The sequence below is a fragment of the Pseudomonas hefeiensis genome, assembly GCF_030687835.1.
In the GTDB taxonomy this organism is placed as follows: domain Bacteria; phylum Pseudomonadota; class Gammaproteobacteria; order Pseudomonadales; family Pseudomonadaceae; genus Aquipseudomonas; species Aquipseudomonas hefeiensis.
This window is the reverse complement of the sequence record NZ_CP117449.1, coordinates 982,100-1,005,978: the sequence shown is the minus strand read 5'-3', so window position 1 is coordinate 1,005,978 and position 23,879 is coordinate 982,100. Positions and strand designations below refer to the sequence as shown.

The 23,879-nt window shown below is 60.5% G+C and carries 17 protein-coding genes; 14 read left to right on the top strand and 3 right to left on the bottom strand.

From position 1 onward, the window contains the following. Positions 1–250 precede the first annotated feature (250 nt). The 8 genes from PSH57_RS04275 to PSH57_RS04240 all read left to right on the top strand — a co-directional run bounded on the left by PSH57_RS04275 (position 251) and on the right by PSH57_RS04240 (position 10,970). Entirely contained in the window at positions 251–1,876 is a 1,626-nt protein-coding gene (locus PSH57_RS04275) for an ABC transporter substrate-binding protein (protein WP_305388010.1), read from the top strand. Between the two features lie 304 nt (positions 1,877–2,180). Continuing rightward, complete coding sequence (locus PSH57_RS04270; protein WP_305388008.1) at positions 2,181–3,782, top strand: ABC transporter substrate-binding protein; 1,602 nt, start codon at positions 2,181–2,183, stop codon at positions 3,780–3,782. A 171-nt stretch (positions 3,783–3,953) separates the two neighbouring features. Next, positions 3,954–5,333 (top strand): OprD family porin, encoded by a 1,380-nt coding sequence (locus PSH57_RS04265; RefSeq protein WP_305388007.1) that lies wholly within the window; start codon positions 3,954–3,956, stop codon positions 5,331–5,333. A 75-nt stretch (positions 5,334–5,408) separates the two neighbouring features. Further along, positions 5,409–7,004, top strand: coding sequence for an ABC transporter substrate-binding protein (locus tag PSH57_RS04260; RefSeq protein WP_305388006.1), 1,596 nt, complete (start codon positions 5,409–5,411; stop codon positions 7,002–7,004). A 74-nt stretch (positions 7,005–7,078) separates the two neighbouring features. Further along, entirely contained in the window at positions 7,079–8,089 is a 1,011-nt protein-coding gene (locus PSH57_RS04255; protein WP_092394196.1) for an ABC transporter permease subunit, read from the top strand. Between the two features lie 10 nt (positions 8,090–8,099). After that, on the top strand, positions 8,100–9,011 hold the full coding sequence (locus PSH57_RS04250) for an ABC transporter permease subunit (RefSeq protein ID WP_256233324.1): 912 nt from the start codon (positions 8,100–8,102) through the stop codon (positions 9,009–9,011). Positions 9,012–9,021: 10 nt separating this feature from the next. Next, positions 9,022–9,990 (top strand): ABC transporter ATP-binding protein, encoded by a 969-nt coding sequence (locus tag PSH57_RS04245; protein WP_305388004.1) that lies wholly within the window; start codon positions 9,022–9,024, stop codon positions 9,988–9,990. Beyond that, a complete protein-coding gene (locus tag PSH57_RS04240) occupies positions 9,990–10,970 on the top strand; it encodes a peptide ABC transporter ATP-binding protein (protein ID WP_305388003.1) in 981 nt (326 codons plus the stop codon). Before PSH57_RS04245 ends, PSH57_RS04240 begins: the two co-directional genes overlap by 1 nt. A gap of 165 nt (positions 10,971–11,135) precedes the next feature. On the opposite strand, the gene PSH57_RS04235 is transcribed toward PSH57_RS04240, so the two are convergent. Further along, positions 11,136–11,378, bottom strand: a complete 243-nt coding sequence (locus PSH57_RS04235; RefSeq protein WP_305388001.1) for a hypothetical protein — start codon at positions 11,376–11,378, stop codon at positions 11,136–11,138. Between the two features lie 769 nt (positions 11,379–12,147). Continuing rightward, positions 12,148–13,731: a peptide chain release factor 3 gene (locus tag PSH57_RS04230; RefSeq protein WP_305388000.1), complete on the bottom strand. Its 1,584-nt coding sequence runs from the start codon at positions 13,729–13,731 to the stop codon at positions 12,148–12,150. Positions 13,732–14,062: 331 nt separating this feature from the next. On the opposite strand from PSH57_RS04230, the gene PSH57_RS04225 reads away from it, so the two are divergent. The 6 genes from PSH57_RS04225 to PSH57_RS04200 all read left to right on the top strand — a co-directional run bounded on the left by PSH57_RS04225 (position 14,063) and on the right by PSH57_RS04200 (position 22,018). After that, entirely contained in the window at positions 14,063–14,779 is a 717-nt protein-coding gene (locus PSH57_RS04225; protein WP_305387999.1) for an ABC transporter permease, read from the top strand. A gap of 25 nt (positions 14,780–14,804) precedes the next feature. Next, the gene (locus tag PSH57_RS04220; RefSeq protein ID WP_305387998.1) at positions 14,805–15,707 is read left to right on the top strand and encodes a glycine betaine ABC transporter substrate-binding protein; all 903 of its coding nucleotides are present in this window, start codon (positions 14,805–14,807) and stop codon (positions 15,705–15,707) included. A gap of 15 nt (positions 15,708–15,722) precedes the next feature. After that, positions 15,723–16,376, top strand: coding sequence for an ABC transporter permease (locus PSH57_RS04215; RefSeq protein ID WP_139049130.1), 654 nt, complete (start codon positions 15,723–15,725; stop codon positions 16,374–16,376). Next, positions 16,373–17,530: an osmoprotectant ABC transporter ATP-binding protein OsmV gene (locus PSH57_RS04210; RefSeq protein ID WP_256233315.1), complete on the top strand. Its 1,158-nt coding sequence runs from the start codon at positions 16,373–16,375 to the stop codon at positions 17,528–17,530. The genes PSH57_RS04215 and PSH57_RS04210 overlap by 4 nt, the downstream gene beginning before the upstream one ends. Before the next feature lie 641 nt (positions 17,531–18,171). Continuing rightward, a complete protein-coding gene (locus PSH57_RS04205; RefSeq protein ID WP_214963741.1) occupies positions 18,172–19,335 on the top strand; it encodes a type III PLP-dependent enzyme in 1,164 nt (387 codons plus the stop codon). A 157-nt stretch (positions 19,336–19,492) separates the two neighbouring features. Next, positions 19,493–22,018 (top strand): sulfite reductase flavoprotein subunit alpha, encoded by a 2,526-nt coding sequence (locus PSH57_RS04200; RefSeq protein ID WP_305387997.1) that lies wholly within the window; start codon positions 19,493–19,495, stop codon positions 22,016–22,018. 167 nt (positions 22,019–22,185) lie between these two features. Here the strand turns inward: PSH57_RS04200 and PSH57_RS04195 are convergent, their stop codons facing one another. Beyond that, entirely contained in the window at positions 22,186–23,727 is a 1,542-nt protein-coding gene (locus PSH57_RS04195) for an alkaline phosphatase D family protein (RefSeq protein ID WP_305387996.1), read from the bottom strand. Positions 23,728–23,879 lie beyond the last annotated feature (152 nt).

Here is a 23,879-nt window from a genome sequence, read left to right as displayed (position 1 = left end):
CCCCAATGCGGTGCATCAATACCTTCTGGGCGCACAGGAATCGGGCGCGACTTGTATCGAAAACGGCCACGCAAACGATCAAATGCGTCAGAAGTTACACAGATGCGACATTAAGGTACGTCCGTGCCACTGTTTCAGGCTTGTAACGGCTCTGGATCTTGCATTGGGTATGGGGCCTGCATAAGTATCCGCAGGTCGACTCACGAGGTCGCCCTCAAATCCAAAAATGACAACAAATCATGAGGCCAACATGCTTAAACAAGCGGTCATTCCGTTTTTAGTCAGCGCAGGTTTATTAGCCAGCGCACCTTTCGCCCATGCGGCGACTAACCTGGTGTTCTGCTCCGAAGGGAGCCCGGCCGGTTTTGACCCTGGTCAGTACACCACCGGAACCGACTTCGACGCCTCTGCAGAAACCATGTTCAACCGCCTGACCCAGTTCGAACGCGGCGGCACCGCTGTGATTCCTGGCCTGGCAACCAAGTGGGACATTTCCGAAGACGGCCTCACCTACACCTTCCACCTGCGTGAAGGCGTCAAGTTCCACACCACCCCGTATTTCAAGCCGACACGTGAATTCAACGCCGACGACGTGCTGTTCACCTTCAATCGCATGATCAGCAAGGATGACCCGTTCCGTAAGGCCTATCCGACCGAGTTCCCGTACTTCACCGACATGGGGATGGACACCAACATCACCAAGATCGATAAAGTCGACGACCACACCGTCAAGTTCACCCTCAAGGATGTTGACGCCGCGTTCATTCAGAACATGGCCATGAGCTTCGCCTCGATCCAGTCCGCCGAGTACGCGGCCCAACTGCTCAAGGAAGGCAAGGCTGCCGACATCAACCAGAAACCGGTCGGCACCGGCCCGTTCGTGTTCAAGAGCTACCAGAAAGACTCCAACATCCGCTACACCGGGAACAAGGACTACTGGAAGCCTGAAGACGTGAAGATCGACAACCTGATCTTCGCCATCACCACCGACCCGTCGGTACGTATCCAGAAGCTGAAGAAGAACGAGTGCCAGATCACCCTCTTCCCACGCCCCGCCGACCTCAAGGCGCTGAAGGAAGACAAGGCGTTGAAGATGCCTGACCAGGCGGGTTTCAACCTGGGCTACATCGCTTACAACGTGATGGACAAGATCAAGGGCAGCAACGAGCCGAACATTCTGGCTGACCTGAAAGTTCGCCAGGCGCTGGACATGTCGGTCAACAAGCCACAGATCATCGATTCGGTCTATCAGGGCGCCGGCCAACTGGCGGTCAACGCCATGCCGCCGACCCAATGGTCCTACGACACCACCATCAAGGACGCCAAGTACGACCCTGAGAAAGCCAAGGCGCTGCTCAAGGAAGCCGGCGTCAAGGAAGGCACCAACATCACCCTGTGGGCGATGCCGGTGCAGCGTCCGTACAACCCGAACGCCAAGCTGATGGCTGAAATGCTGCAGTCCGACTGGAAGAAGATCGGCCTGAACGTCAACATCGTCAGCTACGAATGGGGCGAGTACATCAAGCGTTCCAAGGGCGGCGAGAACCAGGCGATGATCATTGGCTGGAGCGGTGACAACGGTGACCCGGACAACTGGCTCAACGTGCTGTTCGGCTGCGACTCCCTGGCCGGCAACAACTTCTCCAAATGGTGCGACAAGAAGTTCGACGACCTCGTCAAGCAAGCCAAACGCACCACCGACCAAGCCAAGCGCACCGAACTGTACAAACAGGCGCAACACGTCCTCAAGGACGCCGTGCCAATGACACCTATCGCTCACTCGACGGTGTATCAACCCATGCGCGCCAATGTGCAGGACTTCAAGATCAGCCCGTTTGGCTTGAACTCCTTCTACGGCGTCAGCGTCAGCAAATAAAGGTAGGCAACGGCGGCGTTTCTGACGGCGCCGTTGCTTTATCTGCCGAGACCAAGACTCAGGAAAACGCCCACATCCAAAAGCACTGCGTACCACAGCAGCTGGTTTAGGACGTATCGCCTTTTCCCACAAGTCTTTCAGGCGTTACGCATTTACTGCCTGGCCCGCGGCCCATACCGTCGGGAGCCAGGTCGATCTGCTGGCCCTGCGGCATCGCTGTTCGCAATGGACTGAACTCAGTGCCCGGACATGTCCTGCAAGGGCGCCGGTCACTGTTAAACACCCCATAGAGAGAGGGAGCGTCATGCGCCATACCTTGGTTTTATCCGCATTGCTGGGCACCGGCCTGCTGGCCACCACCTCCATGGCCCAGGCAGCCGGCGGCAGCCTGGTGTTCTGTTCCGAAGGCAGCCCCGCCGGTTTCGACACCGCGCAGTACACCACCGCCACTGACAACGATGCCGCCGAACCGCTGTACAACCGCCTGGCCGAATTCGAAAAAGGCGCGACCAACGTCGTGCCTGGCCTGGCGACTAGTTGGGACATTTCCGAAGACGGCCTGAAATACACCTTTCACCTGCGTGAAGGGGTGAAGTTTCATACCACCGATTACTTCACGCCGACCCGGGATTTCAACGCCGACGATGTGCTGTTCACCTTCAACCGCATGCTTGACCCGCAGCAGCCCTTCCGCAAGGCCTACCCGACCGAGTTTCCGTACTTCAACGGTATGAGCCTGAACAAGAACATCGCCAAGGTCGAGGCCACCGGGCCGTTGACCGTGGTCATGACGCTCAACAGCGTGGACGCCGCGTTCATCCAGAACATCGCCATGAGCTTCGCCGCGATCCTGTCGGCCGAATACGCCGATCAGTTGCTCAAGACCGGCAAGCCCAGCGACATCAACCAGAAGCCGATCGGCACCGGGCCGTTCGAGTTCAAGAGCTACCAGAAAGACTCCAACATCCGCTACGTCGCCAACCAGCAGTACTGGGCGCCGGAACGGGTCAAGCTGAAAAACCTGATTTTCTCCATCAACACCGATGCCTCGGTACGGGTGCAGAAACTCAAGGCCAACGAATGCCAGGTCACCCTGCACCCGCGTCCGGCCGATGTGCCGGCCTTGAAAAACGACCCGAAACTGCAACTGATCGAGAAACCGGGTTTCAACCTCGGCTACATCGCCTATAACACCCGTCACAAACCGTTCGACCAGGTCGAAGTACGTCGGGCGCTGGACATGGCGGTGAACAAGCAGAGCATCCTCAACGCCGTGTACCAGGGCGCGGGGCAACTGGCGGTCAACGCCATGCCACCGACCCAATGGTCCTACGACGACACGATCAAGGACACGCCCTACAACCCGGAAAAAGCCAAGGAGCTGCTCAAGGCTGCCGGGGTCAAGGAAGGCACCGAAATCACCCTCTGGGCCATGCCGGTACAACGTCCGTACAACCCCAACGCCAAGCTGATGGCCGAAATGCTTCAGGCCGACTGGGCGAAAATCGGTCTGAAGGTGAAGATTGTCAGCTACGAATGGGGCGAGTACATCAAGCGCACCAAGAACGGCGAGCACGATGTCAGCCTGATCGGCTGGACCGGTGACAACGGGGACCCGGACAACTGGCTAGGCACGCTGTACAGCTGCGATGCCATTGGCGGCAACAACTACTCCATGTGGTGTGATCAGGAATACGACAAGCTGATCAAGCAGGCCAAGGTCGTCACCGATCGCGACCAGCGCACCGTGCTCTACAAACAGGCCCAGCAGTTGCTCAAGCAGCAAGTGCCGATCACCCCTGTCGCCCACTCGACGGTCAACCAGCCGCTGAGCGTCAAAGTCGAAGGGTTCAAGGTCAGTCCCTTCGGTCGCAGCGTGTTCTCGGGCGTCAGCCTGAACCCATAACCGATTAGCCATACCGCGGGGCCCCATTTGGGGCCCTCACGCAGACGTCTTGCCGAAATTCACCGTTCAGGCGCAGTGCAAACGTTTGCGAAGCGAAGATGAGTTGTAAAAACCGATAGCCGTATCACTAAAAAAGACCGGCATTAAAAAGAAAGAAAAGGAGCTTTACCCATGAAACTGAGCAGCACCGCGTTACTGGCCTTGGCCATCAGCAGCGTCACCGCCACGGCGTACGCAGAATCGCAGAGCCAGGCGTTCAATCCGGTGACCGTCAAGACCACCAGTGCTCAATCCGAAGCCACCGGTTTCGTAGAAGGACAGTCGGTCAGCGGCAGCACTCGCAACTGGTATTCCAACGAATTGCGACGCCGCGGTAGCGCCTTCAGCTATACGCGCGACGGCGTTACACGCAGCGATTCGCGCCGGACCAACTGGGTTCAAGGCACCATCCTGAACTACACCTCCGGCTTTACCCAGGGCACCGTCGGCTTCAGCACCGAAGTCGCCGCCTACAACGCGATCGCGTTGCTCGGTGATCACGATGACATCATGGGCGGTTCCAACCGGACCCTGGCGCACTCCGACGGCGACGCCGTCGACCAGTGGAGCAAACTGGGTCTGGCGAACGTCAAGGCGCGGGTTTCCAACACCACCCTGACCGCCGGTCGTCAAAACTTCAGCAGCCCGATGGTCGACGTCATCGGCAACCGTGCCCTGCCTTCAAGCTTCCAGGGCGTGAGCCTGCACAGCGAAGAACTGGAAAACCTGGCATTCGACGTCGCGACCTTCGACCGCAGCTCTCCCCGTACCGAGCAAAGCCTCGCCAAGTTCCGCTCCGGATACGGCAGTTCCTTGGCCGAAGCTGATCATGTGAACACCGCCGGTATCACTTACCAGCCGTTCGCCAGCCTCACCACCAGCCTGTGGGGCACCCAGGCCGAAGACCTGTGGAACCAATACTACTTCGGCGCCAGCCACGAATTGGGCGACAGCTCGGTGCTGAGCCTGACCACCGGCCTGAACTACTACAGGACTGTGGATTCGGGCAAAAGCAAACTGGGTGATATCGACAACAACACCTACTCCCTGTCGTTTGGTCTGACGCACCAGGCCCACAGCCTGACGTTCTCATACCAGGAAGTGGACGGTAACGAGTACTTCGACTACCTGAACGAAACCAACGGCATCTACCTGGCCAACTCCCTGCTGTCGGACTTCAACGGCCCGAACGAGAAATCCTTCCAGATCGCCTATGGTCTGAACATGGCTGAATACGGTGTGCCGGGCCTGAAATTCAACATCTATCAGGCCCGCGGCTGGGGCATCGACGGGACGCATTACAACAGCACCGGCTATACCGACGTGAGAGCCATGGACGGTGAGCATCATTACGAATACGGCATCGGGGCGTCTTACGCCGTACAAAGCGGGCCGCTGAAAGCTACCGCGGTACGCGCGACCTACACCACGCACCGCGCCAGCGAAAACCAGGCTGATGGCAACATCAACGAATTCCGCCTGGTCACCACCATCCCGTTCAACATTCTCTAAACCCTCCACCGAACGGCCGACTCACGAGGTCGGTCGTTCGGTTTTTGCCATTGAACCGATTGCAGAGGATTGCCGATGAACATGAATCCCCTACGCGCAGCCATCGCCGCTGCGTTGCTGAGTGTCGCCGTAGGCGCCACGGCCAAACCCCTGGTGGTTTGCACAGAAGCCAGCCCGGAAGGCTTCGACATGGTCCAGTACACGACTGCAGTCACTGCCGATGCCGTGGCAGAAACCATCTTCAATCGCCTGGCCGACTTCAAGCCCGGCACCACCGAAGTGATTCCGGCCCTGGCCGAATCCTGGGACATCAGTGACGACGGCCTGACGTACACGTTTCATCTGCGCAAAGGCGTCAAGTTCCACACCACCGATTATTTCAAGCCGACCCGCGACATGAATGCCGACGACGTGGTCTGGAGTTTCCAGCGCCAGCTGGACCCGAATCATCCATGGCACAAGCTGTCGAGCGTAGGCTTCCCCTACTTTGAAAGCATGGGCTTCAAAGAGCTGCTCAAAAGCGTCGAGAAAGTCGACGAGCACACGGTCAAGTTCAGCCTGACCCGCCGCGAAGCGCCATTTCTGGCGGACATCGCCATGGCCTTCTCCTCGATCTACCCGGCCGAATACGCCGACCAGTTGCTCAAGGCAAACAAGACCGGCGACCTCAACAGCAAGCCGATCGGCACCGGCCCATTCATTTTCCAGCGCTACAACAAGGATGCCCAGGTTCGTTTCAAGGCCAACCCGGATTACTTCCGTGGCAAGCCACCGGCTGATGCGCTGATCCTGGCCATCGCCACCGACAACAACGTGCGCATGCAAAAGCTCAAGACCAACGAGTGCCAGATCGCGCTGTACCCCAAACCCGACGATATTCCGAGCATCAAAAAAGATCCCAACCTGAAGGTCGCGGAACTGGACGCGATGACCGTCTCCTACACCGCCCTGAACACCAGCCACAAATACATGAGCGATGTGCGGGTGCGCAAAGCCATCGACCTGGCCTTCGATAAGGAAGCCTACGTCAACGCGCTGTTTGGCAAGGGCAACGCCACCGTGGCGGTCAACCCGTACCCGCCGACGCTGCTGGGCTTCAATCATGATTTGAAAAACCCGCCTCGGGACCTGGACAAGGCCCGTCAACTGCTCAAGGAAGCCGGCGTACCGGAAGGCACCGTGTTCACTCTGTTCACCCGTAACGGCGGCGGCCCGACCAACCCCAACCCGATGCTCGGCGCGCAGATGATGCAGGCCGACCTGGCGAAAGTCGGGATCAAGGTCGACATCCGCGTGATGGAGTGGGGCGAAATGCTCAAGCGCGCCAAGAACGGCGAGCACGACATGGTTTCCGCCGGATGGGCGGGCGATAACGGCGACCCGGATAACTTCCTGACGCCTATGCTCAGTTGCGAAGCGGCCAAGAACGGCGAAAACTACGCGCGCTGGTGCAATGAGAAGTTCCAGGCGCTGATCGACCAGGCCCGCGCCACAGTGAACCCAGAGGAGCGCACCAAGCTCTATGAACAGGCCCAGGTGCTTTTCAACCAGGACCAGCCATGGATCAGCATGGCCCACACCCGAATGTTTACCGCAATGCGCAAGAACGTAGAGGGCTATGTGATTAGCCCGCTTACGACCAATAACTTCGCCACCACCCAGGTGAAGTAGATAAGAAAACGCCCGGCAACTCTTATCCAGGAGCTGTCGGGCACGCCTAACCGGCTGATGAGGTACACCTTAAGATGTTTAGTTTTATTGCCCGCCGACTGGGATTATTGATCCCCACGTTTTTCGGCATCACCTTGCTGACTTTCGCGTTGATTCGCATGATCCCCGGCGACCCCGTGGAAGTGATGATGGGCGAACGTCGGGTCGATCCCGAAATGCACGCTCAGGCAATGGAACGCCTTGGCCTGAACAAACCGCTGTATGCCCAGTACCTGGACTACATCGGCAAACTGGCCCAGGGCGATCTCGGCGAATCGCTGCGCACCCGCGAAAGCGTCTGGACCGAGTTCAGTTCCCTGTTTCCCGCGACCCTGGAACTGTCCCTGGCCGCCCTGTTGTTCGCCGGTATCCTGGGCCTTTTGGCCGGGGTGATCGCGGCACTCAAGCGAGGATCCCTGTTCGACCATGGGGTGATGGGCATCTCCCTGGCGGGGTATTCGATGCCGATCTTCTGGTGGGGCCTGATCCTGATCATGTTCTTCTCGGTGTCCCTGGGCTGGACACCGGTGTCGGGGCGCATCGACCTGTTGTACGACATCGAGCCGAAAACCGGCTTCATGCTGATCGACACGCTGCTGGCCGATGAGCCGGGCGCGTTCCTCGACGCCCTGCACCACCTGATCCTGCCGGCCATCGTGCTGGGTACTATTCCGCTGGCGGTGATCGCCCGCATGACCCGCTCCTCGATGCTCGAAGTGCTGCGCGAAGACTACATCCGCACTGCGCGCGCCAAGGGCCTGTCGCCGTCGCGAGTGGTATTCGTGCATGGCCTGCGCAACGCGCTGATCCCGGTGCTGACCGTGGTCGGCCTGCAAGTCGGCACACTGCTGGCCGGTGCGGTCCTGACCGAAACGATCTTCTCCTGGCCGGGCATCGGCAAGTGGCTGATCGAAGCCATCGGCGCCCGGGACTATCCCGTGGTGCAGAACGGCATCCTGTTAATCGCCTGCCTGGTGATTCTGGTCAACTTCGTCGTGGACGTGCTCTACGGCTTTGCCAACCCACGTATCCGTCACCAGCGCTGAGATCAAAACCATGAGTACTCCAACTACCTCGGTAGCAGTCGATCAAAGCCTGCTGTACCCGTCCCCGTACAAAGAATTCTGGCATGCGTTCTCCCGCAACAAGGGCGCCGTGGCCGGGCTGATGTTCATGACCCTGATCGTGTTCTGCGCGCTCTTCGCCCCGTGGGTCGCCCCCCATGACCCGAGCGAGCAGTACCGCGACTTTTTGCTGACGCCACCGGTGTGGCTTGAAGGCGGGCAAATCCAGTTCCTGCTGGGCACCGACGAACTGGGCCGCGACTTGCTGTCGCGACTGATCCAGGGTTCGCGCCTGTCGCTGCTGATCGGTTTGTCGTCGGTGGTGATGTCGCTGATTCCGGGCATCCTGCTGGGGCTGTTCGCCGGGTTTTTCCCGCGTCTGCTCGGCCCGACCATCATGCGTTTGATGGACATCATGCTGGCCTTGCCCTCGCTGCTGCTGGCCGTGGCGATTGTCGCCATCCTCGGCCCTGGCCTGATCAACACCGTGATCGCCATCGCCATCGTGTCGCTGCCGTCCTACGTGCGCCTGACCCGCGCCGCGGTGATGGGCGAACTCAACCGTGACTACGTGACCGCCGCCCGCCTGGCCGGTGCCGGCCTGCCGCGCCTGATGTTCATCACCGTGCTGCCCAACTGCATGGCGCCGCTGATCGTGCAGGCAACCTTGAGCTTTTCCTCGGCAATCCTCGACGCCGCCGCCCTGGGCTTCCTCGGCCTGGGCGTCCAGCCGCCAACCCCGGAGTGGGGCACCATGCTGGCTTCGGCCCGGGACTACATCGAACGCGCCTGGTGGGTGGTGAGTCTGCCTGGCTTGACCATTTTGCTCAGCGTGCTGGCAATCAACCTGATGGGCGACGGTTTGCGCGATGCGCTGGACCCGAAACTCAAGAATGCCGCCTGAGGAGATTCCCATGTCACTGCTAGAAATCAAGAATCTCAACGTTCGCTTCGGCGACGCCACCGCCGTGCCGGTGGTCGACGGTCTGGACCTGACCGTGGAAAAGGGTGAAGTCCTGGCCATCGTCGGTGAATCGGGCTCGGGTAAATCCGTGACCATGATGGCGCTGATGGGCCTGATCGAGCACCCAGGCATCGTTACCGCCGACGCGCTGAACTTCGATGGCAAGAACATGCTCAAGCTGAGCAACCGCCAGCGTCGGCAGATCGTCGGCAAGGACCTGGCGATGGTGTTCCAGGATCCGATGACCGCGCTCAACCCCAGCTACACCGTGGGTTTCCAGATCGAAGAAGTGCTGCGCCTGCACCTGAAGATGTCCGGCAAGGCCGCCCGCCAGCGCGCCATCGAACTGCTGGAGAAAGTCGAAATCCCGGGCGCCGCCAGTCGCATGAACGCCTACCCCCATCAACTGTCCGGCGGCATGAGCCAGCGCGTGGCGATTGCCATGGCCATTGCCGGCGAGCCGAAACTGTTGATCGCCGACGAACCGACCACCGCCCTGGACGTGACCATCCAGGCGCAGATCATGGACCTGCTGCTGGCCCTGCAAAAAGAGCAGAACATGGGCCTGGTGTTGATCACCCATGACCTGGCCGTGGTGGCTGAAACCGCCCAGCGCGTGTGCGTGATGTACGCCGGCCAGGCGGTGGAAGTGGGCAAGGTCCCCGAGCTGTTCGACATCCCGGCCCACCCGTACAGCGAAGCGCTGCTGGCGGCGATTCCGGAACACAGCATGGGCGCCGAGCGCCTGGCGACGCTGCCGGGTATCGTCCCCGGTCGCTACGACCGTCCGCAGGGCTGCCTGCTCTCGCCGCGCTGCCCGTATGTGCAGGACAACTGCCGTCAGCAGCGCCCCAACCTTGACCCGAAAGCCGCCAGCCTCGCCCGCTGCTTCTACCCGTTGAACCAGGAGGTGGCGTGATGGCCGTCGTACTTACCGCCCGTGACCTGACCCGTCATTACGAAGTGTCCCGTGGCATGTTCAAGGGCCATGCGACCGTGCGCGCCCTCAACGGCGTGTCGTTCGAACTCGAAGCTGGCAAGACCCTGGCCGTGGTGGGCGAATCCGGTTGCGGCAAATCCACCCTTGCCCGAGCCCTGACGCTGATCGAGGAACCGTCCACCGGCTCCCTGAAAATCGCCGGCCAGGAAGTGGCCGGCGCGAACAAGGCCGAACGCAAGCAGTTGCGCAAAGACGTGCAGATGGTGTTCCAGAGCCCGTATGCGTCCCTCAACCCACGGCAGAAAGTCGGTGATCAACTGGCCGAGCCTTTGCTCATCAACACCAACCTGTCGGCCACCGAGCGGCGGGAAAAAGTCCAGGCGATGATGAAGCAGGTGGGCCTGCGTCCCGAGCATTACCAGCGCTACCCGCACATGTTCTCCGGCGGTCAGCGCCAGCGCATCGCCCTGGCCCGCGCCATGATGCTGCAACCCAAGGTGCTGGTGGCGGACGAACCGACATCGGCGCTGGACGTGTCGATCCAGGCTCAGGTGCTGAACCTGTTCATGGATCTGCAGCAGGAATTCAACACCGCCTATGTGTTCATTTCCCACAACCTGGCCGTGGTGCAACACGTGGCCGACGACGTAATGGTGATGTACCTCGGTCGCCCGGTGGAAATGGGCCCTAACGAGTCCATCTACAGCCGTCCGCTGCATCCCTACACCCAGGCGCTGCTGTCGGCCACACCGACCATCCACCCGGACCCGAACAAGCCGAAAATCAAGATCGTCGGCGAACTGCCCAACCCGCTCGACCCACCGTCCGGCTGTGCCTTCCACAAGCGCTGCCCGTACGCCACCGAGCGCTGCCAAACTGAAGAACCGGCCCTGCGCCTGCTCGACAACCGCCAAGTGGCGTGTCACCACGCCGAGCAGTTCCTCGACGGCGCGGCGTAAACCCGTAAAGGACCAAGCGCGCCCCTGTGGCGAGGGGGTTTATCCCCGCTGGGGCGCGCAACGGCCCCAAATTGACCGCCTTGGTCTATAAGGCTGGAACACAACTAACCCCTTCCCTCCGATCAAACATCAATCGGCCGGAAGGGTTTTTTTGTGGTCTGAACCCTACGTCTGGCTATCACCCTCATCACCATCGTCGGCATCAGGGTCATCAATCGTCGAGTCGTCATCATCCTGATCGCCGGGTTGCTGTTCTTCATTGGCAGCGAGCATCCATTCGCCCTGCGCCACTTGCCCGTTCGCCGCTTGTTTTTCATGCTCATCGCATTCGGCCCAGGCCGCTGATGAACCGAGGGACAGCATCAGCAAAACCTTCAGCAAAATCATCGCGCGTAGAAATGTGTTCATAGCCGATTCCCTTTTTTTCTGGTTAAAGCCCAAGCCTGACGGCGTTCAGGAAACGCTGCTTCTGAACGGTCGGTTCCTCAGATAAGACGCCCATGCGCAGGCAGAAATGCCGTCCGCTGACAGAATGGTTTCGCATAACGTTTATCCCGAACGGTTATGAACTGAGTTTGCTTACCAACCCACCCCAGAAACCTTGTGGGAGCAAGGCTTGCCCGCGATGGCGAAGGCACATTCAACATCTTCACAAGCTGTCCCAGCGCTATCGCGAGCAAGCTTTGCTCCCACAGACGGATCTATGCCAAACACAATTTTTTTTGCCCGCCGAAGTTCCAGTGTGGGAGCGAGCCTGCTCGCGATGGCGGTGGGTCAGCCACCACTGAATTTCCTGACACTCTGCTATCGCGAGCAAGCTTTGCTCCCACAGGGAATCTGTGTCGAGCATAATTTTTTTGCCCGCCGAAGTTCCAGTGTGGGAGCGAGCCTGCTCGCGATGGCGGTGGGTCAGCCACCACTGAATTGCCTGACAATCTGCTATCGCGAGCAAGCTTTGCTCCCACAGGGAATCTGTGTCGAGCATAATTTTTTTGCCCGCCGAAGTTCCAGTGTGGGAGCGAGCCTGCTCGCGATGGCGGTGGGTCAGCAACATTGGGACCGACTGACACTCCGCTATCGCGAGCAAGCTTTGCTCCCACAGGGGATTGGTGGTGCCCAGGCGGAAATAAAAAACCCCGCAGCTTTCGGTGCGGGGTTTTGGGGTATAGCTCAGCGCTTAGTGATGCTCACGGGTCGCACGGAAGTTCACATCCGGCCAGCGTTCTTCCATCAGCGCCAGGTTGACCCGGGTCGGCGCCAGGTAGGTCAGGTGACCACCGCCGTCGAGCGCGAGGTTTTCCACGGCCTTGTTGGAAAACTCTTCGAATTTCTTCTTGTCGGCGCAATCGACCCAGCGGGCGGACCATACGGTGATGGGCTCGTAGGAGCACTCGACCTTGTATTCCTCTTTCAAGCGGCTGGCGACGACGTCGAACTGCAGCACACCGACGGCGCCGAGGATGATGTCGTTGCTGCGGGTCGGGAAGAACACCTGGGTGGCGCCTTCCTCGGCCAGTTGCTGCAGGCCCTGGCGCAGTTGTTTGGACTTGAGCGGATCCTTCAGGCGCACGCGGCGGAACAGCTCCGGGGCGAAGTGCGGGATGCCGGTGTAGCTCAGGACTTCGCCTTCGGTGAAGGTGTCGCCGATCTGGATGGTGCCATGGTTGTGCAGGCCGATGATGTCACCGGCAAAGGCTTCTTCCAGTTGCTCGCGTTCCGAGGAGAAGAACGTCAGGGCGTCGCCGATGCGCACGTCCTTGCCGGTGCGCACGTGGCGCATCTTCATGCCTTTTTCGTATTTGCCGGAACAGATGCGCATAAACGCAATGCGGTCGCGGTGCTTGGGGTCCATGTTCGCCTGGATCTTGAACACAAAGCCGGTGAACTTCTCTTCCACCGGTTCTACGGTGCGCTCGTTGGCCACGCGCGGCAGCGGGCGCGGCGCCCAATTGACCACGGCGTCGAGTACGTGGTCCACACCAAAGTTGCCCAACGCAGTACCGAAGAACACCGGCGTCAGTTGGCCGTCGAGGAACTCCTGCTGGTTGAATTCATGGCAGGCGCCCTGCACCAGCTCCAGTTGCTCGACAAAACGCTCGTACTCATCGCCCAGGTGGGCGCGGGCCTCGTCGGAGTCGAGCTTCTCGATGATTTTGGTTTCGGTGCGTTCATGACCATGCCCGGCGGTGTAGACGATGATGTAGTCGTCGGCCAGGTGGTACACGCCCTTGAAGTCACGGTAGCAGCCGATCGGCCAGGTGATCGGCGCGGCCTTGATCTTCAGGACCGCTTCGATCTCGTCGAGCAGTTCGATCGGGTCGCGGATGTCACGGTCCAGTTTGTTGATGAAGCTGACAATCGGCGTGTCCCGCAGCCGGCAGACATCCATCAGGGCGATGGTCCGTGGCTCGACGCCTTTACCGCCGTCGAGGACCATCAGCGCCGAGTCCACCGCAGTCAGGGTGCGATAGGTGTCTTCGGAGAAGTCTTCGTGGCCCGGGGTATCGAGCAGGTTGATCATGTGATCGCGATACGGGAACTGCATGACCGACGTGGTAATGGAAATACCCCGTTGTTTTTCCATTTCCATCCAGTCGGAGGTGGCATGGCGGTCGGACTTGCGAGATTTCACCGTGCCGGCCACTGCAATCGCCTTGCCCATCAGCAAGAGCTTTTCAGTGATGGTGGTCTTACCGGCATCGGGGTGGGAAATAATGGCGAAAGTGCGGCGTTTCGCGACTTCGGCGGCCTGTTTGGTCATGGGAAATCGCCTGGCAGGTGATTCAAAAAAGGGCGGCGATTATAGCTCAACTTGTGCCAGGAACCGAACCATTGGGCACATCCGGGGTGGCCAAATGCCCCTTTACGTGGGAACCTTTCGCCCCGTGAAGACGTCCACCTCCCTGATACGGCTGTTCGTCAGGGTCTGCAAAATCAGCAAGTTAGCCTGACGAGGCTGCGCTTATGGCTCCATTTACAGGCCGTTTTACCGGCACTGAACAGAGCTGCTTCTCGCGAACGTTTTCCCGGCAACCTTGACGGTTTGCCGCACGGGAAAGCGCGCGCCGACTGAAATACAAAGGAGTCCGCCTGTGGCTATCCGCTATGGCAAAGGGCTGACAGGGGGCGCGATCGTCGTCGCTCTCCTGGCCCTGCTGGTCTATTGGATTGGTATCGATACGATTGAGCGTTACCACGACGATTTACTGTTTTACCTGCAAGCTCACCTGATGCTCGTTGTGGCCTCCATGATGGCGGCGCTGATCGTGGGCATCCCCGCCGGCATCGCCCTCAGTCGCCCTGCGATGGTCGGGCGCGCCGAACGCTTCATGCAAGTCTTCAACATCGGCAACACCGTGCCGCCCCTGGCCGTACTGGCCATCGCCCTGGGCTTCCTGGGTATCGGCAGCGGCCCCGCCATCTTCGCCCTGTTCCTCGCCTCGCTGCTGCCCATCGTGCGCAACACCTACGAAGGCCTGAAGAACGTCCAGGGCTCCCTCAAGGAAGCCGCCGTCGGCATCGGCATGACCCCGCGCCAGGTGCTGTGGAAAGTCGAGCTGCCCAACGCCGTGCCGATCATCGTCGGTGGTGTGCGGGTGGCACTGGCGATCAACGTCGGCACAGCCCCACTGGCGTTCCTGATCGGCGCCAACAGCCTTGGCAGCCTGATCTTCCCCGGCATCGCCTTGAACAATCAGCCGCAACTGCTGCTCGGCGCGGTGTGCACCGCCCTGCTGGCATTGCTGCTCGACGGCCTGGTGACACTGGCCAGCCGCCTCTGGCTGGAACGCGGTCTGCGAGCGTCATAGACCCGGCTGCAATAAAGGAATCGTTATGAAGAAGTTGAGCTTGATACTGGGCTGCGTCCTGCTGTTCGCAGGATTTGCCCAGGCCGCTGAAAAACCGCTGATTCGCCTCGGCGCCCGGGTGTTCACCGAGCAGACGCTGCTGGCAGAAATCACCGCCCAATACCTGCGCGGCAAAGGCTACGACGCGCAGATCACCGGTGGACTTGGCAGCAACCTGGCCCGCAGCGCCCAAGAGAGCGGACAACTGGACCTGCTCTGGGAATACACCGGCGTGTCGCTGGTGTCCTACAACCACATCACGGAGAAACTCGACAGCGCCCAGTCCTACGCCCGGGTGAAAGAAATCGACGCAAAAAAAGGCCTGACCTGGCTGACGCCGTCGAAATTCAGTAACACCTATGCCCTGGCCTTGCCGGAAAAGATCGCGCAGCAATATCCACAGATCAACACCATCAGCCAATTGAACACCGTGTTACAGGCCGAGGCCGATGAAAATCACCTGGTGGCCCTGGACACCGAGTTCGCCAACCGTTCCGACGGGCTGGATGGCATGGTCGAGCTGTACGGCATGAACCTGACCCGCGAGAACCTCCGGCAAATGGACGCGGGCCTGGTCTACACCGCCCTGCGCAACGGCCAGGTATTCGCCGGCCTGGTGTACACCACCGACGGGCGCCTGAGCGCGTTCAAACTCAAACTGCTGGAAGACGACAAGCAGTACTTCCCGGACTACACCGCCGCGCCCGTGGTGCGCCAGACGACTCTGGATGCAAATCCGCAATTGGCCGCGCAGCTCAAACCCCTGGCCGAATTGTTTGACGATGAAACCATGCGCCAGCTCAACGCCCGCGTGGACGTCAACCACGAAAGCCCTTCCGCCGTTGCCGCCGATTTCCTGCGCCAGCATTCCCTGCTCTCAACCCAATGACCTGGAGGAAAAGCCATGGATTTTCTTGACGCCTTTTCCCATCTGGACTGGCCGCTGGTGCTGCACCTGACCCTGCAGCACATCACCCTGGTGGGCATCGCCGTGACCCTGGCAATTGTGGTCGGCGTACCGCTGGGCATTTTCATGACCCGCTTTCCGGCTCTCGCCGGCCCCTTACAGGCCAGCGCCACGGTGCTGCTGACCATTCCGTCGATCGCCTTGTTCGGCCTGCTGCTGCCGGTCTATTCCACATTCGGCCAAGGCCTGGGGCCGATGCCGGCGATCACCGCCGTGTTCCTCTATTCCCTGTTGCCGATCATGCGCAACACCTACCTGGCCCTGACGGGTGTGGAACCCGGCATCCGCGAAGCCGCCCGTGGCATCGGCATGACCTTCGGCCAGCGCCTGCGCATGGTCGAGCTGCCCATCGCCGTGCCAGTGATCCTGGCCGGCGTGCGCACCGCCGTGGTCATGAACATCGGTGTCATGACCATCGCCGCCACCATCGGTGCCGGTGGCCTGGGCGTACTCATCCTCGCTTCCATCAGCCGCAGCGATATGTCGATGCTGATCGTCGGCGCCGTGCTGGTCAGTCTCCTGGCCATCTTCGCCGACTTGCTTCTGCAATGGCTGCAACGTTCGCTGACCCCAAAAGGATTACTGAAATGATCGAACTTCAAAACCTCAGCAAAACCTTCAAGAGCAACGGCAAGGACGTCAAGGCCGTGGACTCGGTGAGCCTGACCGTCAACGAAGGCGAGATCTGCGTGTTCCTCGGGCCATCGGGCTGTGGCAAAAGCACCACGCTGAAGATGATCAACCGCCTGATCGCGCCCACCTCGGGCAAGGTCTTGATCAACGGTGAAGACACCACCGGTCTGGACGAAGTGACCCTGCGCCGCAACATCGGCTATGTGATCCAGCAGATCGGCCTGTTCCCGAACATGACCATCGAGGAAAACATCACCGTGGTCCCGCGCCTGCTGGGCTGGGACAAGCAAAAATGCCACGACCGCGCCCGCGAATTGATGAGCATGATCAAGCTTGAACCCAAGCAGTACCTGCATCGTTACCCGCGTGAACTGTCGGGCGGCCAGCAGCAACGGATCGGCGTGATCCGCGCACTGGCGGCCGATGCGCCGCTGCTGCTGATGGACGAACCGTTCGGCGCGGTGGACCCGATCAACCGCGAGATGATCCAGAACGAGTTCTTCGAGATGCAACGGGCACTGAACAAGACCGTGATCATGGTCAGCCACGACATCGACGAAGCCATCAAGCTGGGGGACAAGATTGCGATCTTCCGCGCCGGCAAGCTGATCCAGTTCGATCACCCCGACACGCTGCTGGCGCACCCTGCCGACGAGTTCGTCAGCAATTTTGTCGGCCAGGACAGTACCCTCAAGCGCTTGTTGCTGGTCCGGGCTGAAGACGCGGCGGACAACGCACCAGCGGTCAGCCCCGAGACACCGGTGGCCGAGGCGCTGGAGTTGATGGACGAACATGACCGTCGCTACCTGGTAGTAACCTGCGCCGAGAACAAAGCCCTGGGCTTTGTACGACGTCGCGACCTGCACCGTCAGACCGGCGCCTGCTCGCAGTACCTGAGCGAATTCAACGCCACAGCGGCTTACGATGAACACCTGCGGATCCTGTTGTCGCGCATGTACGAGTTCAACCGTTCGTGGCTGCCGGTGATGGATGCCGAGCGGGTATTCCTCGGCGAGGTGACGCAGGAATCGATTGCCGAGTACCTGAGCTCCGGCAAGTCCCGTGGAGGCAAGACCAGTATTGTTTCGCCAGCCGAGACTGCTGTGGCCTGACGGACGCCTTCGCGAGCAAGCCCGCTCCCACACTGGATTTGCGTCAGCCTACTATTTTGTGGTTGCCCGCGGGCCCAGTGTGGGAGCGGGCTTGCTCGCGAATGGGGCCGCACAAATGCCCCTGAAATACCTCAAAAACAACTTCAACGGGAACATCAATCTGTCACACAGGTCGGTTACATCAGGAGCTGTCGCGGGGCACACGACGAATGAGTGCAAAAACGCGACATTTTTTGTTGATCTCAGGCCCCTCACGCCCTAAAGTTCGCGCCGAACGTCCATGCTGGAAACGATCCATCCGGCTCAAGTACTGACGACGAGACAGCAAGGCCAAGGGCATCAAATTCCAGGTCGTTTGAGAGCGTAGCGAGCGCAGGCAAGACAAGGCGGGAAGAGGCGAGGAAGCGGAGTTTACTGATTGTAAATGAGCATTCCGAGCCTCTTTCCAACGCAGTATTGCTCGCGTAGCGCCGAAGGCGCACAGCACGCAGTAGCTCTCAAACGACCTGGATGGCCTTTTTGCTTTCGGCGGCAATGCCTTGGGAAGTAGGCGAACCAAAGTGGGGATACGGAGGACGTTCACGAGGGCTGCTTGCCCTCACACCCATTGATCCTGATGTTTGCCAGTAGGAGTCCCAAGTATGTCGATCCAGGTCGAAGATTATTTTGCGCGCGAAACCTTTCAGAAAATGAAGGCGTTCGCCGACAAGCAGGAAACCCCGTTCGTGGTGATCGACACCGCGATGATCTCCAAGGCCTATGACGACCTGCGCGCCGGTTTCGACTTCGCCAAAGTCTATTACGCCGTCAAGGCCAACCCGGCGGTGGAAATCATCGACCTGCTCAAGGATAAAGGCTCGAACTTCGACATCGCTTCGATCTATGAGCTGGATAAAGTCATGAGCCGTGGCGTAGGCCCGGATCAGATCAGCTATGGCAACACCATCAAGAAATCCCGGGACATCCGCTACTTCTACGAGAAGGGCGTGCGCCTGTATGCCACCGACTCCGAAGCCGACCTGCGCAACATCGCCAAAGCCGCGCCGGGTTCGAAAGTCTATGTGCGCATTCTTACCGAAGGCTCGACCACCGCTGACTGGCCGCTGTCGCGCAAGTTCGGCTGCCAGACCGACATGGCCATGGACCTGCTGATCCTGGCCCGCGACCTGGGCCTGGTGCCGTACGGCATTTCCTTCCACGTCGGCTCGCAACAGCGCGACATCAGCGTCTGGGACGCAGCGATTGCCAAGGTCAAGGTGATCTTCGAGCGCCTGAAAGAAGAAGACGGCATCGTATTGAAGCTGATCAACATGGGCGGTGGCTTCCCGGCCAACTACATCACCCGCACCAACAGCCTGGAAACCTACGCCGAGGAAATCATCCGCTTCCTCAAGGAAGACTTCGGCGACGAACTGCCGGAGATCATCCTGGAGCCGGGCCGTTCGCTGATCGCCAACGCCGGCATCCTGGTCAGCGAAGTGGTGCTGGTGGCCCGAAAATCGCGTACCGCCGTCGAGCGCTGGGTATACACGGACGTGGGCAAATTCTCCGGCCTGATCGAAACCATGGACGAAGCCATCAAGTTCCCGATCTGGACCGAGAAGAAAGGCGAAATGGAAGAAGTGGTCATCGCCGGCCCAACCTGCGACAGCGCCGACATCATGTACGAAAACTACAAGTACGGTTTGCCGCTGAACCTGGCCATCGGTGACCGTCTGTACTGGCTGTCGACCGGTGCCTACACCACCAGCTACAGCGCGGTGGAATTCAATGGCTTCCCGCCGCTGAAATCGTTCTACGTGTGATTCGCTGATCGCAGGACCCGAAAGCCCGTGACTGTGTCACGGGCTTTTTTGCAATAGCGCGAAACGCGCCCATAAGCGTGGCTTTTATGTGTATTTATGAATGGTTCTCGATAACATGCGCGCCGTGATGAACAGCACTGACTGAAAGGCGGGCGACGTGTTTAAGAAAACCCTGTTCCAGTTGCACTGGTTTTTCGGCATCAGCGCCGGGCTGGTCCTGGCGTTTATGGGCATTACCGGTGCCGCGGTGTCATTTCAGGACGAAATCCTGCGGGCGTTGAACCCCCAGGTGTTGATGGTCCCGAAACAACCGGAAGGCGTCCTGCCGCCTGCCGAGCTGGTGCAACAGATCGAGGCCGCTTCCGGTAAAACCGTCGCCATGCTTTGGGTCGAGACCGACAGCGGTCACGCCGCACGGGCGATTTTCGCCGCCCCGCCTGGGGAAAAGCGCGGGCCCATGCGCTATTTCAACCCGTACAACGCACAGTTCATGGGCGATGTAATGGGCCAGGATCTCTTCGGCCTGATGCTCAGGCTGCACCGCGTCCTGGCCCTGGAGGATGTGGGTCGGCAGATTACCGGTGCCTGTACGCTGATCCTGGTGTTTTTCTGCCTGTCCGGGCTGTACCTGCGCTGGCCGCGCCAATGGAAAAGCTGGCGTGCCTGGCTGACCCTCGACTGGGCGAAAAAAGGCCGCAGTTTCAATTGGGACCTGCACTCGGTGGCGGGCACCTGGTGCCTGGCGTTTTATCTGCTGGCGGCCCTGACCGGCCTGACCTGGTCCTACGATTGGTACAACAAAGGCGTAACCCGCCTGCTCTCCGATTCCCCCAAAGAAGAACGGGTGCGCAACCGCGGCCCAGTGCCGAGCGGCCCGCCGCCGGTGGCCGATTACCGGGCCATGTGGAGCAGCATCTACAGCGCCGCCGGCCCTGGCCTGACTTCCTACAACGTGCGTATGCCGCCGGTGGCCGGGCAGCCGGCGACGGTGTACTACCTGCTGAGAAACTCGCCTCATGACCGGGCGCTGAACCAGCTCACCCTCGACCCGGCCACCGGTGTCATCAGTCATCACAGCCGCTACAGCGACAAGAGCCTCAAGGCGCAGTTGCTGACCAGCGTCTATGCCCTGCATATCGGCAGTTATTTCGGCCTGATCGGGCGAATCCTGGTGACGGTCGCGGCGCTGACCATGCCGCTGTTCTTCGTCACCGGCTGGTTGCTGTACCTGGATCGTCGCCGCAAGAAGCGCCAGGTCAAGACTGCGCGCCAGGAACTGGCCGCCCACCACAGCGACGCACCGGCGTGGCTGATCGGGTTCGCCAGCCAGAGCGGTTTCGCCGAGCAACTGGCCTGGCAGACCGCCAGCCAGCTCCAGGCCGCCGGCTTGCCGGTGAAGGTTCAGCCGCTGGCCGGCGTCAGCGAGCAGGAGCTGAGCAATTGCAGCCACGCCTTGTTCGTCGTCAGCACCTTTGGCGACGGCGAAGGACCGGACAGCGCCCGGGGGTTCGAGCGCAAAATACTGGGCCGGGCCATGAGCCTGGAGGGCCTGCAGTATTCGGTACTGGGCCTGGGCGATCGGCAATACGAAAACTTCTGCGGCTTCGCCCGACGCCTGCACGCCTGGCTGTCGGAGCACGGCGGCAAGACCCTGTTCGCCCCAGTGGAAGTCGACAGTGGCGATCCTTACGCCTTGCGTCACTGGCAGCAGCAATTGGCCGAACTGACCGGCCAGGCTCCGCTGGACATCTGGCAGGCGCCCAGTTTCGAGAACTGGACCCTGCACCAGCGTACCTTGCTCAACCCCGACAGTAGCGGCTCTGGCGTGTATCTGCTGGGCCTCACCGCGCCCGGCCCGAGCAGTTGGCTGGCCGGTGACCTGGTGGAAATCCTGCCGCGTAACGACCTGTCGGCCATCGAGCATTTCCTGGAGGGCCTGGGCATCGCCGGCGTTGCTCGCGTGCAGGTCGATGGCTTGTCCCAACGTCTCGATCAGGCCCTGGCCAACCGCCAACTGCCGGAAAATCGCGCCCATCTGGTGGGCATGCATGCCCAGGCGCTGGTGGATGCCCTGGCGCCACTGGCACTGCGCGAATATTCCATCGCTTCGATTCCCGCCGATGGCCTGCTGGAACTGATTGTGCGCCAGGAACGTCACGCCGACGGCAACTTGGGTATTGGCTCCGGTTGGCTCACCGAGCATGCGCCGCTGGGCAGCGCCATTAGCCTGCGGGTACGCCGCAACAGCGGCTTCCACCTGCCGCCTCAGGGCGTGCCCATGATATTGCTGGGCAACGGCACCGGTCTGGCCGGCCTGCGCAGCCTGCTCAAGGCGCGCGTGGCCGAGGGCATGCAGCGCAACTGGCTGCTGTTTGGCGAGCGCCAGCGCGAGCATGATTTCCACTGCCGTGACGAGTTGCAGGAATGGGTGACATCCGGCGATCTGGAACGTCTGGATCTGGCGTTTTCCCGGGATCAGGAACAGAAGATCTACGTCCAGGACCGCCTGCTGGAATCAACCGCGCTGCTCAAGCAATGGCTGGCCGACGGTGCGGTGATCTATGTCTGCGGCAGCTTGCAGGGCATGGCGTCAGGCGTGGACCAGGTGCTCAACGACGTGCTCGGAGCCGCGGCAGTGGAGCGCTTGATCGAGCAAGGCCGGTATCGGCGGGATGTCTACTGACAAACGCCCATCTTTAGTACCCCTGTGGGAGCAAAGCTTGCTCGCGATGGCGGACTGTCAGTAGCCATTTCTAGACAGATATACCGCCATCGCGAGCAAGCTTTGCTCCCACAGAAGCCTCTCCCACAGAGGCTTCTCCCACAGAGGTTCCTGGCGCGGACCAACAGTCAAACCGGCTGCAACTTCTTCTCGAACACAGCCAGGCCTTCCAAGTCCCGCAACACCACGCTCATCTCCCCGCTCTGGCCGTCGATGTTCACCTCGCCAAAGAACTGGTACCCGGCAAACGGCGACGTGTTCTGGGTCGGGGGGGCTTTGTGGAACACCACTTCGGGGCCGAACGTCTTGTCCAGAGGATTGGGCCCGAAGCTGCCGGCGTTCAACGGCCCGGCGACGAACTCCCAGAAGGGTTCGAATTCCTGGAACGCGGCCTGTTCCGGATGGTAGTGATGGGCGGCGCAATAGTGCACGTCAGCGGTGAGCCAGACGTAGTTGCGCACCTGATGCTTGCGCAGGTAGCCGAGCAACTCGGCGATCTCCAGTTCACGGCCCTGGGCCGGCCCCGGATCACCGTTGGCCACCGCTTCCCAGCGTGGCACGCCGGGACTGACTTCGCCGTCGGGCACTCCCAGGCCGATGGGCATGTCGGCGGCAATGACTTTCCACTGGGCACGGGACTGCTTCAATTCGCCCTTGAGCCAGTCCAACTGCTCCCGACCGAGAAAGGGCTTGGCCCCGCCGAGGTTGGCGTCGTTGGCTTCGCGGTAGCTGCGCATGTCCAGCACGAACACATCCAGCATCGGCCCGTAAGCGAGCTTGCGGTAGATCCGTGCGCCTGCGTCGGCCTTCTGCAAGCGCATGGGGGCGTATTCCAGCCAGGCCTGCCGCGCACGGCCCACAAGGCTGTGGATATCCTTGGTCTGGTAGCGTTCATCCAGTTGCTTGCCCGGCGACCAGTTGTTGACCACCTCATGGTCGTCCCATTGCCAGATCTGCGGCACTTGGGCGTTGAAGCGGCGCACGTTCTCGTCCATCAGGTTGTAGCGGTAGTTGCCACGATATTCGTCCAGGGTCTCGGCGACCTTGCTCTTGGCTTCAGTGGTGAGGTTGCGCCAGATGCGCCCGCCTTCGGTGGTGATCTGGGCCGGCACCGGACCGTCAGCGTAAATGGTGTCGCCACTGTGGATAAAAAAATCCGGCAGGCGCAGGCGCATGGCTTCGTAGATGCGCATGCCGCCGATGTCCGGGTTGATGCCGAAGCCTTGGCCGACGGTATCGCCGCTCCAGACAAACCGGATGTTGCGTTTGAACTGCGGCACGCTACGCAGGTGACCCAACCAGGGTTCACTGGCTACGCCACTTTGGGCATCTTCAAAATGCACCCGGTAGAAAATCGCCTGGTCGGCCGGCAGTCCGGTGAGTTCAACCCGGGCGGTAAAATCGCTGCGGCTGTCGGCCAGTGGTGAGACGAAACGCCGCGGGTTGGGCAACTGGCTGCGGGTGTCCCACTCCACCACCATCCGGGCCGGGCGGTCGCAGCGGCTCCAGATCATCGCCCGGTCGCCCTGCAAATCGCCAGACTGCACGCCATCGGTGAGCACCGGGCGATCCTTGACCGAGGCAATCACCGCCGGCGCCAGCCCCGGCAACAACAACCCCGCACCCACGGCTTGCATCACACGGCGACGGCCCAGGTCGAATTCGCTCATGGTGTTTCCCCTAAAAGGGAAAACTTAAGCATGGTCGTGTTAATCGGGTGTGACAGGGATCTTGTGAACACCCCAAAACCACTGTGGGAGCGAGCCTGCTCGCGATTGCAGAGTGTCTGGCGACCCATTGTCGACTGATACACCGCTATCGC

Coding starts and splice junctions, on each gene's coding strand:
- PSH57_RS04205 (WP_214963741.1), top strand. CDS start 18,172: ATGTCGATCCAGGTCGAAGATTATTTTGCGCGCGAAACCTTTCAGAAA.
- PSH57_RS04275 (WP_305388010.1), top strand. CDS start 251: ATGCTTAAACAAGCGGTCATTCCGTTTTTAGTCAGCGCAGGTTTATTA.
- PSH57_RS04270 (WP_305388008.1), top strand. CDS start 2,181: ATGCGCCATACCTTGGTTTTATCCGCATTGCTGGGCACCGGCCTGCTG.
- PSH57_RS04230 (WP_305388000.1), bottom strand. CDS start 13,731: ATGACCAAACAGGCCGCCGAAGTCGCGAAACGCCGCACTTTCGCCATT.
- PSH57_RS04245 (WP_305388004.1), top strand. CDS start 9,022: ATGTCACTGCTAGAAATCAAGAATCTCAACGTTCGCTTCGGCGACGCC.
- PSH57_RS04250 (WP_256233324.1), top strand. CDS start 8,100: ATGAGTACTCCAACTACCTCGGTAGCAGTCGATCAAAGCCTGCTGTAC.
- PSH57_RS04210 (WP_256233315.1), top strand. CDS start 16,373: ATGATCGAACTTCAAAACCTCAGCAAAACCTTCAAGAGCAACGGCAAG.
- PSH57_RS04235 (WP_305388001.1), bottom strand. CDS start 11,378: ATGAACACATTTCTACGCGCGATGATTTTGCTGAAGGTTTTGCTGATG.
- PSH57_RS04240 (WP_305388003.1), top strand. CDS start 9,990: ATGGCCGTCGTACTTACCGCCCGTGACCTGACCCGTCATTACGAAGTG.
- PSH57_RS04215 (WP_139049130.1), top strand. CDS start 15,723: ATGGATTTTCTTGACGCCTTTTCCCATCTGGACTGGCCGCTGGTGCTG.
- PSH57_RS04260 (WP_305388006.1), top strand. CDS start 5,409: ATGAACATGAATCCCCTACGCGCAGCCATCGCCGCTGCGTTGCTGAGT.
- PSH57_RS04255 (WP_092394196.1), top strand. CDS start 7,079: ATGTTTAGTTTTATTGCCCGCCGACTGGGATTATTGATCCCCACGTTT.
- PSH57_RS04220 (WP_305387998.1), top strand. CDS start 14,805: ATGAAGAAGTTGAGCTTGATACTGGGCTGCGTCCTGCTGTTCGCAGGA.
- PSH57_RS04195 (WP_305387996.1), bottom strand. CDS start 23,727: ATGAGCGAATTCGACCTGGGCCGTCGCCGTGTGATGCAAGCCGTGGGT.
- PSH57_RS04265 (WP_305388007.1), top strand. CDS start 3,954: ATGAAACTGAGCAGCACCGCGTTACTGGCCTTGGCCATCAGCAGCGTC.